The organism is Sphingomonas bacterium (assembly GCF_028289855.1).
In the GTDB taxonomy this organism is placed as follows: Bacteria; Pseudomonadota; Alphaproteobacteria; order Sphingomonadales; family Sphingomonadaceae; genus Sphingomonas.
Window position 1 is genome coordinate 1 of record NZ_JAQGKZ010000120.1, and the last position, 14,794, is coordinate 14,794.

A 14,794-nucleotide genomic window follows, 5' to 3' on the forward strand; every position below is an offset into this window, starting at 1 on the left:
CGCCAGTCGAGGTTGCGCCACCGCCGCCGCCCCCTCCTCCACCTGCCGCGGTGGCACCCCCGCCGCCACCGCCGGTCGAGGTAGCACCGCCGCCGCCGCCACCGCCCCCGCCTCCGCCGCCTCCGCCGCCTCCGGCGGCGGCTGCGCCGGAACCGATCGAAACGACGCCCAATGACAAGAAGGGTGAGTGAGGGCGGCTGCGCGTGCGGCGCGATCCGCTACGCGCTGACGAGCGGGCCGATGGTGGTGCATTGCTGTCACTGCGCCGACTGCCAGACCGAAACCGGGAGCGCGTTCGTGATCAACGCGGTGATCGAGAGCGACCGAGTCACATTGCTGGCCGGCGCGCCCGATTACGTCCTGACGCCGTCGGCGAGCGGCAAGGGGCAGGAGATCGCGCGCTGCCCGACATGCCGCGTCGCGTTGTGGAGCCATTATGCCGGATCGGGGCGCAAATCGTCGTTCGTCCGCGCGGGCACGCTCGACGATCCTGGCGCGGTGCCGCCGGACGTACACATCTTCACGCGATCGAAGCTGGCCTGGGTGGTGTTGCCTGACGGCGTGCCCGCGTTCGAGGCCTTCTATTCGTCGAGCGAAGGCGTGTGGTCCGATGCCGGCCGCGCGCGGTGGAAGGCGCTGCTGGCGGCCTGAAGACCCGCCGGAACGATGCGGGAAATAAATCGCAGGTGGAACGTTATCCCCGCCATCGGCCATCGCTTCCTCGATGAAAATCGAAGGGTAAGCGCGGTTCGGCCGTTAACCTCCGTCCGGCCGTATTCGTCGGCCGGGCCAGTCGGATGAAAGGGTTTCATCATGCGTAAAATGCTTCTTTCCTTGCTTGCCGCCGGCACCGTTCTGGCGACCGCCGCTCCCGCGCTCGCGCGCGACGGCTGCGGCCGCGATTTCCACCGTGGCGGAAATGGCCGCTGTTACCCAAATCGCGGGCCCGCTCCCGTCGTTGTCGGGGCCCCCGGGGTGCGGCTGGTAATCGGCAATTACTATCCCAATCGCGGCTATTGGGATGGCCGGCGTTATTACCAGCGCCGCGAACATTGGCGCGGCGGCTGGCGCTATCGCTAAGGTTTGATCGTAAGGCGGCGCGGGATGATTTCCGCGCCGTCTGAAATGCGCCGATCCCCTGGACCGTCAACGCACCTGAATTGTAATTCGGCCCGTGCCGGGAGGCGGAGGAGTTGGCGTAGCCCCTGCCGCTGGGGCGCCTCCAGCGGCACCTCCTGCGGCACCTCCTGCGGCACCTCCCGCGCCGCGCGCAGGAGGAGATGTCGCGCCGTTCACACTACCCTCCACCTTGCCCGCCTTGATGGCTTCCCGCGTAATGAGCAGGATGTGCGGTGGCGTGCAGATTCGCTCGGCGAACAAGAGTTGATTCCACGCATCTCCGAATTTTATCGGCTTGTTCTCTGTCAGGTTGAGCGTTCTCTGGTATTCGGACAAAGCATTCAGGGTGAGCGTTTCCACGGCATCGACATTTTCCGCGCCGAACAGAAAACGCTGATCGTAGATATTAAGACCGGCCGTCACGGAAGAACTGCCCAGCGTTATTAGCGCCAGACGGTCACGGTCCCGGTCCGGATGGTCTTTGAGCGTCCCGAGCGCGAGAAGGCCGGTCAATATAGACGTAATCGGGGCGATCAGGTCACGCGCGATACCGCTGGAACGCTGGTTCTTCCCCGCAGCATGGAAGAATGTACCGCAATTCGCGTTGATGTAGTTGAAGCCGCTACTCAGCATGGCGTCTACCTTGGCGGCGTTGTAGCGATCCTCGAAGGAGGCCTTGGCATCCAAGGCGAACAAATACCTGAGGTTATCGACGTCGGTCGCAAGCGGCGTGTCGAGGGAGGTGGGCATTTTGGCGATGCTTTGCGGCTCGCTCAGCGAGGTGCACCCCGTTAACGTTAACATCAAAAACGTCAGCGCACGCGATTTCCCGATCATAGCGTTATTCCCCCCGAAACCGGGTTCCAATAGCACTAGCGCAACCGAAACGATCGGACAGTTTAAGTCATTTTGGTTCGATATCGGTAGTGCTGCATGGCCTCAGACGTGGATCGGCTTGCCCTGCACCGCCATCGCCGCTTCCTTGATCGCCTCGCTGTGCGTCGGATGCGCGTGGCAGGTGTAGGCGATGTCCTCGCTGGTCGCGCCGAACTCCATCGCCTGACACGCCTGCGCGATCATCGTCCCCGCGACGGATGCGATGCACCACACGCCGAGCACGCGGTCGGTCTTGGCGTCGGCGATGACTTTCACGAAGCCGTCGGGCTCGTGGTTGGTCTTGGCGCGGCTGTTCGCCATCATCGGGAACTTGCCGACCTTGATCTCGCCGCGCTCTTTCGCGGCTTCCTCGGTCAGTCCGACCCCGGCGATTTCGGGCCAGGTGTAGACCACGCTCGGGATCACGTCGTGGTTCACGATGCCGGTGAGGCCGGCGATGTTCTCGGCAACCGCGATGCCCTCGTCCTCGGCCTTGTGTGCGAGCATCGGGCCGGGAACGACGTCGCCGATCGCCCAGATGCCGGGCACGCCGGTCTTGAAGTCGTGGTCGATCTCGATTTGCCCACGCGGGTTGACGGCGAGCCCGGCCTTGTCGAGCGCGAGGCCGTCGGTGTTGGGCTTGCGCCCGATCGATACCAATACGGTATCCGCCTCGATCGTTTCGGCGCCGCCGCCCGCCGACGGCTCGACCGTGAGCGTCGCCTTGCCGCCCTTGACGGTTACGCCGGTGACCTTGGTCGAGAGTTTGAACTCCAGACCCTGCTTCTTCATGATCTTGTTCGATTCCTTGCGGACCTCGCCGTCGAAGCCGGGCAAGATCTGGTCGAGGAATTCGACCACCGTCACCTTTGCGCCGAGCCGCCGCCACACGCTGCCGAGCTCGAGCCCGATCACGCCGCCGCCGATCACGACCAGATGGCCGGGCACCTTGGCGAGTTCGAGCGCGCCGGTGCTGTCAACGATGATCTGCTTGGCGTTGTCGACCTCGACCCCGGGGAGCGGGGTGACGCTCGAGCCGGTGGCGATGACGATGTTCTTCGCGCGCACGCTGCGGTCGCCGACCTGGACGGTGTCGGCCGAGGTGAAGGCCGCGCGGCCTTTGAGCCACTCGACCTTGTTCTTCTTGAACAGGAACTCGATCCCGCCGGTCAGTTGCTTGACTGCGTCCTTGCGCTGGCCGTGCATCGTATCGAGGTCGAGGCTCATCTTGTCGATCTTGACGCCCAGCTTCGCCATCGCGCCGTTGGCCGCGTGATCGTAGAACTCGGATGCGTGGAGCATCGCCTTGGACGGGATGCAGCCGACGTTGAGGCACGTCCCGCCGAGCGTCTCGCGGCTCTCGACGCATCCGGTCTTGAGTCCGAGTTGCGCTGCACGGATCGCAGCGACGTAGCCGCCGGGGCCGGAGCCGATCACCAGAACGTCGAAATCGTAAGTACCGTCTGCCATCTCAAACCTTCTTCCGTGCTCCGGCGAAGGCCGGAGCGTTGGCGTTATGCCGCAAGCTCGTCATATAGGTCGCGCCACTCAGGATTGCGTTCTTCTATCAATCGCAATTTCCAGGCGCGCTTCCATTTCTTCATCCGATATTCGCTCGCTCGGGCGTCCTGCAAGTCATCGAAATATTCGTACCAGACGAGCAGGACGCAATCATGTCTTTGGAATGTCCATCGACCATCTTGTTGCGGTGTTGCCAAGCCCGCTGTGGCAAATTGCTCGTGGAACCCAAATACGTCTGTCCGCGGCGGTGGTTCGCCATCAAATAGACGCATCCCGACTTCACCGCGCCCTCTCCAACGCTCCGGCTTTCGCCGGAGCACTTGAAAGGGCGCTGTGCTCCGGCGAAGGCCGGAGCGTTGGCCTATGTGCGCACGCCCTCAAAGGTCGATCAAAATCCGTATCGGGTCCTCGATCGCGTTCTTGAGCGCGACCAGAAACGTCACCGCCTCGCGCCCGTCGATCAGGCGATGGTCGTAGCTGAGCGCGAGGTACATCATCGGGCGGACCACGACCTGCCCGTCGCGGACCACCGGGCGATCCTCGATGCGGTGGAGGCCAAGCACGGCGCTCTGCGGCGGGTTGATGATCGGGGTCGACATCAGGCTCCCGAACACGCCGCCGTTGGAGATGGTGAAGGTGCCGCCCTTCATCTCTTCCATCTTGAGCGTGCCGTCCTTGGCGCGCTTGCCGAAATCGCCGATCGTCTTTTCGATGCCGGCGACGGTCAGCTGGTCGGCGTCGCGGATCACCGGCACGACCAGTCCCTGCGGCGCGGAAACCGCGACCGAGATATCGGCGTAGTCGTGATAGACGATTTCCTCGCCGTCGATCTGGCCGTTGACGCTGGGCACGTCCTTCAGCGCCATGCACGCGGCCTTCACGAAGAAGCCCATGAAGCCGAGCCGGACGCCGTGCTTCTTTTCGAACAGATCCTTGTACTTGGTCCGCGCCTCGATAACCGCCGACATGTCGACGTCGTTGAACGTGGTCAGCATCGCCGCGGTGTTCTGCGCATCCTTCAGCCGCTTCGCCACGGTCTGGCGCAGGCGAGTCATGCGGACGCGCTCTTCCTTGCGCCCGGTCGAAGCAGCCGCTGCGACCGAGGGCGTCTGTGGCGCGGGGGCTGCTGCCGGCGCAGGAGTCGAGGCCGCCGCCATCACGTCGTCCTTGGTGATCCGTCCGTCCTTGCCGGTGCCCTTGACCGTGCCCGGATCGACCCCGGTTTCGAGCACCGCGCGGCGCACCGAGGGAGACAGCGCGGCGGGCGCATCGCCGGTAGAGCTGGGCGCTTGCTGGCCGGCGGTGTCGGCGGGGGCAGGCGTGGGGGCAGGAGCCGTGGCGGGCGCGGGTGCCGGAGCGGACGCAACGGTCGTACCACCAGCCTCGACCGTCGCGAGCAGCGCGCCGACCGCGACATTGTCGCCGACCTTGACGGAGTGCTGGCCCATCACCCCGGCGACGGGCGATGGCACCTCGACCGCGACCTTGTCGGTTTCGAGGGAGACGATCGGCTCGTCCTGCTTGACCGGGTCGCCGGGCTGCTTGAGCCATTCGCCGACGGTCGCCTCGACGATCGATTCACCTAGAACCGGGACTGTTACTTCGGTTGCCATCTTCTACCTCGTTCCCCGGCAAAGGCCGGGGTCCAGTTTCGCGACGATCATTGGCGATCGCCGCGCGTTATCACGTCCGCTTCCCGACTGGGCCCCGGCCTTCGCCGGGGAACAGCAAGGCATCAACCCTTCCGCGTCCGCCTGATCTCTTCGCGCACATTATGCCCCAACGCTTCGGCCACCAGCGCGGCCTGTTCCATCTGGTGGCGCTTGGCGAGGCCGGTCGCGGGGCTCGCCGCGGCCATCCGGCCGGCATAGCGGGCGCGCTTCACACTCGCCTTCGCGGTGGCCAGTGCTTCCTCGACATACGGTTCGACGAAGAACCACGCGCCGTTGTTCTTCGGCTCTTCCTGCGCCCACACTACATCCTCGAGCACGGGCATCCGCGCGATCCGCTTCGCCAGCGCCTCGGTCGGGAATGGATAGAGCTGCTCGACCCGGACGATCTGCACGTCCTTGTCGCCCGCCGCGTCGCGCGCGTCGAACAGGTCGTAGGCGACCTTGCCGGTGCACAGAACGAGGCGCTTGGTCGACGCGTCGGACGCCGCATCGGGATCGCTCAGCAACCGGCGGAAATGGCTGTCGCCCTGGAAGTCCGCCGCCTTCGACACCGCACGCTTGTGGCGCAGCAGCGACTTGGGGGTGAAGATCACCAAAGGCTTGCGGAACGTGCGGTGCATCTGGCGGCGCAGCAAGTGGAAGATGTTGGCCGGGGTCGTGCAATTGGCGATCTGCATATTGTCGCCGGCGCACAATTGCAGGAAGCGTTCGGGCCGCGCGGAGGAATGCTCCGGCCCCTGGCCTTCGTACCCGTGCGGCAGCATCATCACGAGGCCGTTGGCGCGCAACCACTTGGCCTCGCCCGACGCGATGAACTGGTCGATCATGATCTGCGCGCCGTTCATGAAGTCGCCAAACTGCGCCTCCCAGATCACCAGCGTCTTGGGGTCGGCCATCGCATAGCCGTATTCGAACCCGAGCACGCCGTATTCGCTGAGCGGGCTGTCGAGCACTTCGAAATTGCCGTGCTCGACATTCCACAGCGGCACGTATTTGTGCTCGTCGTTCTGGTCGACCCAGACGGCATGGCGCTGGCTGAACGTGCCGCGGCCCGAATCCTGGCCCGACAGCCGCACGCCATAGCCTTCGGACAGCAGCGATCCGAACGCGAGCGCTTCGCCGGTCGCCCAGTCGAAATTGTCTCCGCTGGTGAACATCGCGCGCTTGGCGTCGATCACGCGGGCGAGCGCCTTGTGGATCGTGAGATCGTCGGGGACCGTGGTCAGCGTACGGCCGAGCCCGTCGAACAATTTCTTGTCGATCCCGGTCTCGACGTTGCGCCGCGAACTCTCGGCATCGGCGGGGGCGTGCAAGCCCGACCAGCGCCCGGCGAACCAGTCGGCCTTGTTAGCCTTGTAGGATGCGCCCGCCTCGAACTCGCCCTCGAGCAAGGTGTCGAACTGGTGCGTGATCGTGTCGACCCACGCCCGGTCGATCACGCCCTCGGCGATCAAACGCTTGCCGTACACCTCGCTGACCGGCGGATGCTGCTTGATCCGCGCGTACATCAACGGCTGCGTGAAGCTCGGCTCGTCGCCCTCGTTGTGCCCGAAGCGGCGGTAGCACCACATGTCGATGACGATGTCGCGGTGGAACTTCTGGCGGAACTCGATCGCCATCTTGCACGCGAAGGTCACCGCTTCGGGATCGTCGCCGTTGACGTGGAAGATCGGCGCCTGGACGCCCTTCGCCACGTCCGACGGATAAGGCGACGAGCGCGCGAATTGCGGCGAGGTGGTGAAGCCGATCTGGTTGTTGATGATGAAATGCAGGCAGCCGCCGGTATTGTAGCCGCGGATGCCCGAGAAGCCGAGGCATTCCCACACGATGCCCTGGCCGGCGAACGCCGCGTCGCCGTGGATCAGGACGGGGAGCGAATGGCTGTGATCCTCGAGATCGTCGGCGAGCGTCTGGATCGCGCGGGTCTTGCCGAGCACGACCGGGTCAGCCGCCTCAAGGTGGCTGGGGTTGGCGACCAGCGACATGTGGACCTTGATCCCGTCGAATTCGCGGTCGGTCGATGTGCCGAGGTGATACTTCACGTCGCCCGACCCGCCGACATCCTCGGGGTTGGCCGATCCGCCGCCGAATTCGTGGAAGATAACGCGTAGCGGCTTGGCGAGCACGTTGGCGAGCACGTTGAGCCGCCCGCGGTGCGCCATGCCATAGACGATCTCGTTGACGCCCAACGCGCCGCCATATTTGATGACGCTTTCGAGCGCGGGGATCATCGCCTCGCCGCCGTCGAGCCCGAAGCGCTTGGTGCCGACATATTTCTTGCCGAGGAAGCGCTCCCACTGTTCGGCCTCGATCACCTTGGTCAGTATCGCCTTCTTGCCGTCGGTGGTGAAGCTGATCGCCTTGTCCTTGCCCTCCATGCGGTCCTGCAGGAAGCGGCGCTCCTCGACATCGGCGATGTGCATATATTCGAGCCCGACATTGCCGCAATAATTGGCGCGCAATATGTCGACGAGCTCGCGGATGCTTGCCCATTGCAGCCCGAGCTGCCCGCCGAGATAGACCGGGCGATCGATGTCGGCGTCCGAAAAGCCGTGATATTCGGTCTTGAGGTCGGCCGGCATTTCGTAGGTCGAGAGCCCGAGCGGATCGAGATTGGCGGCGAGGTGCCCGCGCACGCGGTACGTGCGGATCAGCATCATCGCGCGGATCGAATCGCTCGCGGCCTTGAGGATGTCGTCCTGCGACGCGGGCTTGGCGGCTGGGGCAGGCGCGGGGCCTTTGGCGGGCTTGGCCGCCGGCTCCATCTGGGTCGGGTCGAGCGCGGCGGTCAGATCGTCGGTAGCGGTCGGCGGCCAGGCCGGGTTCGCCCAGCTTGCCACAGCGGGTCCGCTCTCCAGCCCCTCGAACCAGCCGCGCCACGACGGCTCGACCGAGTCCGGCGACTCCTGGAAGCGCTTGTACAAAGTCTCGACGAACGCCGGGCTCACGCCCCCGGCGATCTCGCTGAAATCCTGACCTTCGTAGCCCATGATCGGCTCCTCATGCTCCCGCGCGACAGGAGCGAAATCGCGTCAGCCCTTGAGTACTTCCAAGAGCGTCTCGCCCAGCAAGCTCGGGCTCGCCGATACCTTGATCCCGGCGCGTTCCATCGCCGCGATCTTGCTCTCCGCGTCGCCCTTGCCGCCCGACACGATCGCGCCGGCATGGCCCATGCGGCGCCCGGGCGGCGCGGTGCGGCCGGCGATGAAGCCCGCCATCGGCTTCTTGCGGCCGCGCTTCGCCTCGTCGATCAGGAATTGCGCGGCCTGCTCCTCGGCGTCGCCGCCGATCTCGCCGATCATGATGATCGACTCGGTCGCGTCGTCGGCGAGGAACAGCTCCAGCACGTCGATGAAGTTGGTGCCGTTGACCGGGTCTCCGCCGATCCCGACCGCGGTGGTCTGGCCCAGCCCGGCATTGGTCGTCTGGAACACTGCTTCATAGGTCAGCGTGCCCGACCGCGACACGACGCCGACCGAACCCTTCGAAAAGATACTGCCCGGCATGATCCCGATCTTGCACTCGCCTGGGGTCAGTACGCCGGGGCAGTTCGGCCCGATCAGCCGCGACTTCGAGCCCGATAGCGCGCGCTTGACCTTGACCATATCGAGCACCGGAATGCCCTCGGTGATCGTCACGATCAGCGGCACCTCGGCGTCGATCGCCTCCAGGATCGAATCCGCGGCGAAGGGCGGGGGCACGTAGATCACGCTCGCGGTCGCGCCGGTCTTGGCGACGGCTTCGGCGACGGTGTCGTATACCGGCAGCCCGAGATGCTGCGTCCCGCCCTTGCCCGGCGTCACGCCCCCGACCATCTGCGTCCCGTAATCGAGCGCCGCCTGAGTATGGAAACTGCCGGTTTCGCCGGTCATTCCTTGGGTGATGACCCTGGTATTCTTGTCGACGAGAATGCTCATGCAAGCTCCTGGTGAATATCAGTCATTCGTTCGCTGACGAAGCGCGGCCTCATGCCGCCTTCATCAATTATCCCTGCTGTCCGATTGGCGCATTGACGCGATTCGCGGGGCGCGGCGACGCGCGCATCACCACATCGACAAGATCGGAACGCTCCGGATCCTTGGTCAGCATGATCAGCACATCGTCGGGACCGTTCGGTGCCCACAGAACAGAACCGGGTTTCTGAAAAACCGGGTGAGCATCCAACTTCGCCGATAGCTGTTCCGCGATCGGGCCGAAATCCGGCGATGGGGTTGGTAGTGCTACCAACGTACAGGCCGACTGCGGATTCAGCGCGCTATCATCTCCGAGCGCGATGCCATCTCCATCCGCATAGATCGCGACAGAGGCTATGAAATGCCGTCCGGGTAAATCCGACGGCTGATATCGTTTCCACCCATCCGCCTCCAGCCCGGCGGAATCCAGCCCCTTCACGCTCATATGCTTCAGGCAAGCCATCGTATCGGCGGCAATCAACGCCGGAGCAACCGGTGCGAGCACGACTTTCGCGGTGCTCGTCGGGACGGCGCCCACTAGGGCGGCAAGGGCGAGAAGTTTAAGCAAGGCTGCCGTCGATGCCCTTACACGCCACCAGCAGCTCCTTCACCGCGTCGACCGATACGCCGAGATTCGCCTTCGCTTCATCATCGAGCGCGATTTCGATGATCTGCTCAACCCCGCCCGCGCCGATCACGACGGGCACGCCGACGTACAGGCCGTCGAGCCCGTACTGCCCCTCGACATAGGCCGCACACGGCAGGACGCGCTTCTGGTCGTAGAGATACGCCTCGGCCATTGCGATGCCGCTGGTCGCGGGGGCGTAATAGGCCGATCCAGTGCCGAGCAACGCGACGATCTCGCCGCCGCCGCCACGGGTGCGCTTGACGATGGCGTCGATACGCTCCTGCGTCGACTTGCCCATCTTGATCAGGTCGGGGACGGGGATGCCGGCGACGGTCGAGTACTGGACGACAGGGACCATCGTGTCGCCGTGCCCGCCGAGCACGAACGTGGTGACGTCGCGTGCGGAAACCTTGAATTCGTCGGCGATGAAGTGGCTGAACCGCGCGCTGTCGAGCACGCCCGCCATGCCGACCACCATATGGTGCGGCAGGCCGGAGAATTCGCGCAGCGCCCACACCATCGCGTCGAGCGGGTTGGTGATGCAGATGACGAACGCGTTCGGCGCGTTGTTCTTGATGCCTTCGCCGACCGCCTTCATCACCTTGAGGTTGATGCCGAGCAGATCGTCGCGGCTCATGCCGGGTTTGCGCGCGACACCGGCGGTGACGATGATCACGTCGGCGCCGGCGATGTCCTTGTAATCGTTCGAGCCGGTGATCTTGGCGTCGAAGCCCTCGATCGGGCCGCACTGGCTGAGGTCGAGCGCCTTGCCCTGCGGCACGCCTTCGACCACGTCGAACAACACGATATCGCCGAGTTCTTTCTGTGCTGCGAGATGGGCGAGCGTGCCGCCGATGTTACCGGCGCCGATCAGCGCGATCTTCTTGCGGGCCATGGGCACTCCTTCAGCGCGTGGGCGCACGAGCCAATGTCTGACCGGGCGCGCGAGACGCGACGGCGCTTAGGCCGAACGCTGGCGTGGTGCAACCGCTAAAGGGCAAGGATTAACTAATAGTATTGCAACTAATTCTCAACTGCAATAGCTGGCCTAGTCATCGACATATTTGCGCTCGCCGGTGGTCGGATTGAACCACACCACGACCGGGCGCCCGGTTTCCTCGTCGAGGAAGCGCTCGTTGGTCTGGCGCCAGTCGCCCGGCGCGGCATCGGTCGCGTTGCCTTGATAGCGAAAGCGCTCGAACACGATCCCGGCAACGACGATCGCGGGGAACACCAGCATCGGCCACGCGCCGAACATCGTCGCGGCATAGGCGCCGATCCCCAGCCAGCCGAGCGTGATCGCGAGGATGACGTTACGCAGCATCATGGCGCCGGGTCGAGCACCACCGCGGTGCCGTAGGCGACGACCTCGTTCATCGCCTGCGCGATCTCCCCCGAATCGAACCGCATCATGACAACGGCGTTCGCGCCCATCACGGTTGCGTTCTGGATCATCCGGTCGATCGCGTGACGTCGGGCATCCTCGACCAGCTTGGTATATTCGGGAATCTCGCCGCCGACGATCGAGCGCAGCGACGCGGTGATGTTGCCGCCGAGCCCGCGGCTGCGCACGACCACGCCGAATACCTGACCGAGCACGGCGGTGACGGCGTGGCCGGGGACGTTTTCGGTGGTGGTGACGATCATGCCGTGTCTCCTGCTGGCTCGGCGCCGGGATGCCTGCCGGCGCGCTGGGGAAGGACGAGGATCAGAATAACGATCGCCGCAGTCAAGGCCAGCGACGCGATCGGGCGGCTGAGGTCGAGCCCACCCTTGGCGAACGGCTTGTCGAGGAAATCGCCGACCGTTGCGCCGAGCGGCCGGGTCAGGATGAAGGCGGCCCAGAATAGCAGGACGCGGCCGATACTGGTCGCGTAATAGAGCGCGGCGAGCACCGCCAGCGCGATCGCGAACATCGTCGCACCGCCGAGATAGCCGAGCCCACCGGTATCCGCCGCCCAGTCGCCGAGCGCGGTGCCGAGCGTTTGCGAAAAGGTGATCGTGAGCCAGTAGAAGCTTTCCGCGCGCGGTGTGCTGACGCGGTTCACGTCGACGCTGCCGAGCGTGAATTTCCACGAGGCGAGGCTGGCCAGCACGAGCGCGAGCAGCAGCGCCGAGCCGCCGGTATAGCCGATCCCGAGCGAGCGCGTCGCGAAGTCGGCGAGCGTCGTCCCGGCCGTGGTCGAGGCGATGATCGTCGCCCAATAGAGCCACGGGTTGAAGCGCCGCGCCTTGATCTGCACGAACACCAAGCCGAGCAATAGCACCCCGAAGATCGCCGTGCCGACCAGGTAGCCGTTGATGCCGCCCGCCCCGGCCTCGGGCGTGGTTTCGCCGAGCCACGACATGCTCACCGCGTCGCCGCCTGTCTCGCCCAGCGTGGTCGCCAGGATCTTGACGATCCAGAAGCCCAACGTAACGGCCGGCACCTTGCTCACCATCGCGCGCTCATCGTCGGTCAGCGTCATCGGGGTCTCCCTCAGAAGCTCAGCCCCAAGGCAACATAGGCATGATATTTGTCGCCGTCGCGCCCGCCGAAGCTGGGGCCGGCCGAGGCGAGCAGCGACAGCGGCCCTTTGAGCCGATAGATCGCACCGGCGCCCAGCGTGGTGGTCGGCCGCGCGCCGGCCGCGTCGGGGCCGCGATGCGTTACTTCGGCGCCGATGCTCAGTTTGCTCGACACCTCGCGCGTCACCGCGCCCGCGACCTGCCAGTAATCGCGGTTGCCCGCGCCCGGATTGATCGCATAGCCGCCGCCCGCGAACGCCGACCATTTGCCGATATCCTTCTGCCCCCAGACGGGCAGCAGCAGGCCGGTCTTGCCCGAACCGTATCTCTTGCCCGAACTCGGCAGGATGAGGCGGGGGAAGGCGGCGACCGAAAAGCCTGCCGCCGCGTCGTGGTAGAAGCGATATTTGACGCCGAGCTCGACGTCGCCGACACCGGTTCGCGCGCCCGGTCCGCGCGTGAAATCGGCCGGCAAGGTCGCGGTCAGCTGGACGTCCTTCACGACCCCGTAATTGACGTCGAGCCCCGCCGATCCATCGAACGCCCCGCCGCTGCGTGCGCCGGCGCCGAACAGGTACAATTCCCAATGGCGGTAATCGGTCGGCTCGGGATCGTCGGTATCGTAGGGCGGCCCGGCCCACGCGGGAGCGGGGAAGGCGAAGAGCGCGGCGGCGAACAGGAGGCGGTGGCGTCTCATTGCGGCGACCCTATTCCTGACCATGCCCCTGCGCCAGGTACGCGTCGGAGCGCATTTCCTCCAACCGGCTGACGGTGCGTTCGAATTCGAAGGCGGCGTCGCCCTTTTCATACAGTCGTGCCAGTTCGGCATCGGCGGCGGCGAGCAGTTTGACCTTGTGCTCGTAGAGCGCGTCGATCAGCGACACGAACCGCGCCGCTTCGTTGCGGTTTTCGGGGCCGAGTTTGGGCACGCCGACCAGAATGACGGTGTGATAGCGGCGCGCGATAGCGAGATAATCGGCGGCGCCGCGCGCTTCGCCGCACAGCTTCCTGAAGCTGAACACCGCGACGCCCTTGAGCGCCTTGGGGACGTGGAGCGTGCGGCCCTGGACGATCAGGTCTTCCGACGGGACGTGCTCGGCATCCTCAGGCGGGTAATCGGTCAGACGAAAAAACGCCGCGGAGAGTTGCGCGGTCGCCTCGGGGCCGTTGGGGACCAGCCAGGTTTCCTGCTGGCCCAGCCGGTCGCGGCGGTAATCGACCGGACCGTTGAGCGAGAGGACGTCGAGGCGTTCTTCGATGAGGCCGATGAACGGCAGGAAATGCTCGCGGTTGAGGCCATTCCCGTAGAGGTCTCGCGGCGCGCGGTTGCTCGTCGTCACGACCGTCACGCCCGCTTCGATCAGCGCGGTGAACAGCCGCGACAGGATCATCGCGTCGGGCGAATTGGTCACCATCATCTCGTCGAACGCGAGGCAGCGGGCTTCGTCGGCGAGCGCCTCGGCGACCGGCTGGATCGGGTCGCCGGCCTCTTTCTTGCGCTCCTCGGCGATGCGTTGGTGCACTTCGAGCATGAACTCGGAGAAGTGGACGCGGCGCTTGCGGCCGATATTCAGACAGCCGAAGAACAAGTCCATCAGCATCGACTTGCCGCGCCCGACATCGCCCCACAGATACACGCCGCGTGGACTATCCGGTTTCCGGCCCAGCGCGCGCCACAGCACCGATCCGCGTTTGGGGACGGCTTCGAGTTCGTGTTGCAGCCGGTCGAGCCGCACGGCGGCGGCGGCCTGGTCGGGATCGGCGCGCAGTTCGCCTGCTGCGACCAGTGCGTCGTATTGGGCGCGAACCGTCGTCACCGGAACGAGGGCGGCGGGCTCGATTTACGCAGCGTTCCCGTGAAGCTGGCGATGGTCGGGGTGTTTTCCTGGACGATCAGCCCGCGCAGGAACAGCATCCGGCTCGTTTCGCGCAAGAGCTCGATCCGCGCCTCGAGCGGTTCGCCGATCATCCCGCCGCCGATGAATTGCGCCGACAAATCGAGCGTCACCGCGCCGCCTGCCGACAGGCTGCCGAACGCGCGGGATGCGGCGAACAGCGACACGTCCATGAACCCGAGCAACGCCCCGCCATGGACGTTGTCGCGCATGTTGGAGTGCTCGTGGCGTGGCATCATCCGGACGCGCGCGATGTCGCCTTCGAGCCTGACCTGGAGCGGTTCGAGAAACGCATTGAATCGCGTCGGGTCGCGGAACCGCCACGTCTTCCACCCCGGCGCCTCCGGGTCGTCGTCATAGTCGAACAGGGGAGTCGCGGGCGGCGTCTCAGACAACCCGCTCGGCTTCCATCTTCTTGATCTCGGCGATCGCCTTGGCCGGGTTGAGACCCTTCGGGCAGGCATTCGCGCAGTTCATGATCGTGTGGCAGCGATAAAGGCGAAACGGATCCTCGAGCTGGTCGAGCCGCTCGCCGGTCATTTCGTCGCGGCTGTCGGCGAGCCAGCGATACGCCTGGAGCAGGATCGCGGGGCCGAGGAACTTGTCGCTGTTCCACCAATA

At 65.3% G+C, this 14,794-nt stretch carries 15 protein-coding genes and 2 pseudogenes; 2 read left to right on the forward strand and 15 right to left on the reverse strand.

The annotated features are described in order from the left end of the window. Positions 1-183 precede the first annotated feature (183 nt). Positions 184-651, forward strand: coding sequence for a GFA family protein (locus JWM94_RS13935; RefSeq protein WP_299428209.1), 468 nt, complete (start codon positions 184-186; stop codon positions 649-651). Positions 652-813: 162 nt separating this feature from the next. Next, positions 814-1,080, forward strand: a complete 267-nt coding sequence (locus tag JWM94_RS13940) for a hypothetical protein (RefSeq protein WP_299428212.1) — start codon at positions 814-816, stop codon at positions 1,078-1,080. A gap of 66 nt (positions 1,081-1,146) precedes the next feature. Here the strand turns inward: JWM94_RS13940 and JWM94_RS13945 are convergent, their stop codons facing one another. The 15 genes and pseudogenes from JWM94_RS13945 to JWM94_RS14015 form a co-directional block, all read right to left on the reverse strand. Continuing rightward, positions 1,147-1,956, reverse strand: coding sequence for a hypothetical protein (locus JWM94_RS13945; protein ID WP_299428215.1), 810 nt, complete (start codon positions 1,954-1,956; stop codon positions 1,147-1,149). A gap of 102 nt (positions 1,957-2,058) precedes the next feature. Next, positions 2,059-3,465, reverse strand: a complete 1,407-nt coding sequence (gene lpdA, locus JWM94_RS13950; protein ID WP_299428218.1) for a dihydrolipoyl dehydrogenase — start codon at positions 3,463-3,465, stop codon at positions 2,059-2,061. A 44-nt stretch (positions 3,466-3,509) separates the two neighbouring features. After that, positions 3,510-3,775 (reverse strand): annotated as a pseudogene (locus JWM94_RS13955) (GIY-YIG nuclease family protein). Between the two features lie 118 nt (positions 3,776-3,893). Next, a complete protein-coding gene (gene odhB, locus JWM94_RS13960; protein ID WP_299428221.1) occupies positions 3,894-5,129 on the reverse strand; it encodes a 2-oxoglutarate dehydrogenase complex dihydrolipoyllysine-residue succinyltransferase in 1,236 nt (411 codons plus the stop codon). Between the two features lie 122 nt (positions 5,130-5,251). Continuing rightward, a complete protein-coding gene (locus JWM94_RS13965) occupies positions 5,252-8,179 on the reverse strand; it encodes a 2-oxoglutarate dehydrogenase E1 component (protein ID WP_299428224.1) in 2,928 nt (975 codons plus the stop codon). A 42-nt stretch (positions 8,180-8,221) separates the two neighbouring features. Continuing rightward, positions 8,222-9,106, reverse strand: a complete 885-nt coding sequence (gene sucD / locus JWM94_RS13970; RefSeq protein WP_299428227.1) for a succinate--CoA ligase subunit alpha — start codon at positions 9,104-9,106, stop codon at positions 8,222-8,224. A gap of 67 nt (positions 9,107-9,173) precedes the next feature. Continuing rightward, a complete protein-coding gene (locus JWM94_RS13975; protein ID WP_299428230.1) occupies positions 9,174-9,710 on the reverse strand; it encodes a hypothetical protein in 537 nt (178 codons plus the stop codon). Continuing rightward, positions 9,703-10,665, reverse strand: coding sequence for a malate dehydrogenase (gene mdh / locus JWM94_RS13980; RefSeq protein ID WP_299428233.1), 963 nt, complete (start codon positions 10,663-10,665; stop codon positions 9,703-9,705). Before mdh ends, JWM94_RS13975 begins: the two co-directional genes overlap by 8 nt. Before the next feature lie 153 nt (positions 10,666-10,818). After that, a complete protein-coding gene (locus tag JWM94_RS13985) occupies positions 10,819-11,094 on the reverse strand; it encodes a hypothetical protein (RefSeq protein WP_299428236.1) in 276 nt (91 codons plus the stop codon). Further along, positions 11,094-11,417, reverse strand: a complete 324-nt coding sequence (locus JWM94_RS13990; protein WP_299428239.1) for a heavy metal-binding domain-containing protein — start codon at positions 11,415-11,417, stop codon at positions 11,094-11,096. Before JWM94_RS13990 ends, JWM94_RS13985 begins: the two co-directional genes overlap by 1 nt. Next, the gene (locus tag JWM94_RS13995) at positions 11,414-12,238 is read right to left on the reverse strand and encodes a hypothetical protein (protein ID WP_299428242.1); all 825 of its coding nucleotides are present in this window, start codon (positions 12,236-12,238) and stop codon (positions 11,414-11,416) included. The genes JWM94_RS13990 and JWM94_RS13995 overlap by 4 nt, the downstream gene beginning before the upstream one ends. 11 nt (positions 12,239-12,249) lie before the next feature. After that, the gene (locus tag JWM94_RS14000; RefSeq protein WP_299428246.1) at positions 12,250-12,975 is read right to left on the reverse strand and encodes a transporter; all 726 of its coding nucleotides are present in this window, start codon (positions 12,973-12,975) and stop codon (positions 12,250-12,252) included. Between the two features lie 10 nt (positions 12,976-12,985). Further along, complete coding sequence (gene zapE, locus JWM94_RS14005; RefSeq protein WP_299428250.1) at positions 12,986-14,095, reverse strand: cell division protein ZapE; 1,110 nt, start codon at positions 14,093-14,095, stop codon at positions 12,986-12,988. Further along, positions 14,092-14,568: a PaaI family thioesterase gene (locus JWM94_RS14010; protein WP_299428253.1), complete on the reverse strand. Its 477-nt coding sequence runs from the start codon at positions 14,566-14,568 to the stop codon at positions 14,092-14,094. Before JWM94_RS14010 ends, zapE begins: the two co-directional genes overlap by 4 nt. Next, positions 14,561-14,794, reverse strand: a pseudogene (locus tag JWM94_RS14015) (succinate dehydrogenase iron-sulfur subunit); the annotation flags it as partial. The gene JWM94_RS14010 and the pseudogene JWM94_RS14015, both read right to left, overlap by 8 nt.

Coding starts and splice junctions, on each gene's coding strand:
- JWM94_RS13990 (WP_299428239.1), bottom strand. CDS start 11,417: ATGATCGTCACCACCACCGAAAACGTCCCCGGCCACGCCGTCACCGCC.
- sucD (WP_299428227.1), bottom strand. CDS start 9,106: ATGAGCATTCTCGTCGACAAGAATACCAGGGTCATCACCCAAGGAATG.
- lpdA (WP_299428218.1), bottom strand. CDS start 3,465: ATGGCAGACGGTACTTACGATTTCGACGTTCTGGTGATCGGCTCCGGC.
- JWM94_RS13985 (WP_299428236.1), bottom strand. CDS start 11,094: ATGCTGCGTAACGTCATCCTCGCGATCACGCTCGGCTGGCTGGGGATC.
- odhB (WP_299428221.1), bottom strand. CDS start 5,129: ATGGCAACCGAAGTAACAGTCCCGGTTCTAGGTGAATCGATCGTCGAG.
- JWM94_RS13945 (WP_299428215.1), bottom strand. CDS start 1,956: ATGATCGGGAAATCGCGTGCGCTGACGTTTTTGATGTTAACGTTAACG.
- JWM94_RS13940 (WP_299428212.1), top strand. CDS start 814: ATGCGTAAAATGCTTCTTTCCTTGCTTGCCGCCGGCACCGTTCTGGCG.
- JWM94_RS14000 (WP_299428246.1), bottom strand. CDS start 12,975: ATGAGACGCCACCGCCTCCTGTTCGCCGCCGCGCTCTTCGCCTTCCCC.
- JWM94_RS13995 (WP_299428242.1), bottom strand. CDS start 12,238: ATGACGCTGACCGACGATGAGCGCGCGATGGTGAGCAAGGTGCCGGCC.
- mdh (WP_299428233.1), bottom strand. CDS start 10,665: ATGGCCCGCAAGAAGATCGCGCTGATCGGCGCCGGTAACATCGGCGGC.
- JWM94_RS13965 (WP_299428224.1), bottom strand. CDS start 8,179: ATGGGCTACGAAGGTCAGGATTTCAGCGAGATCGCCGGGGGCGTGAGC.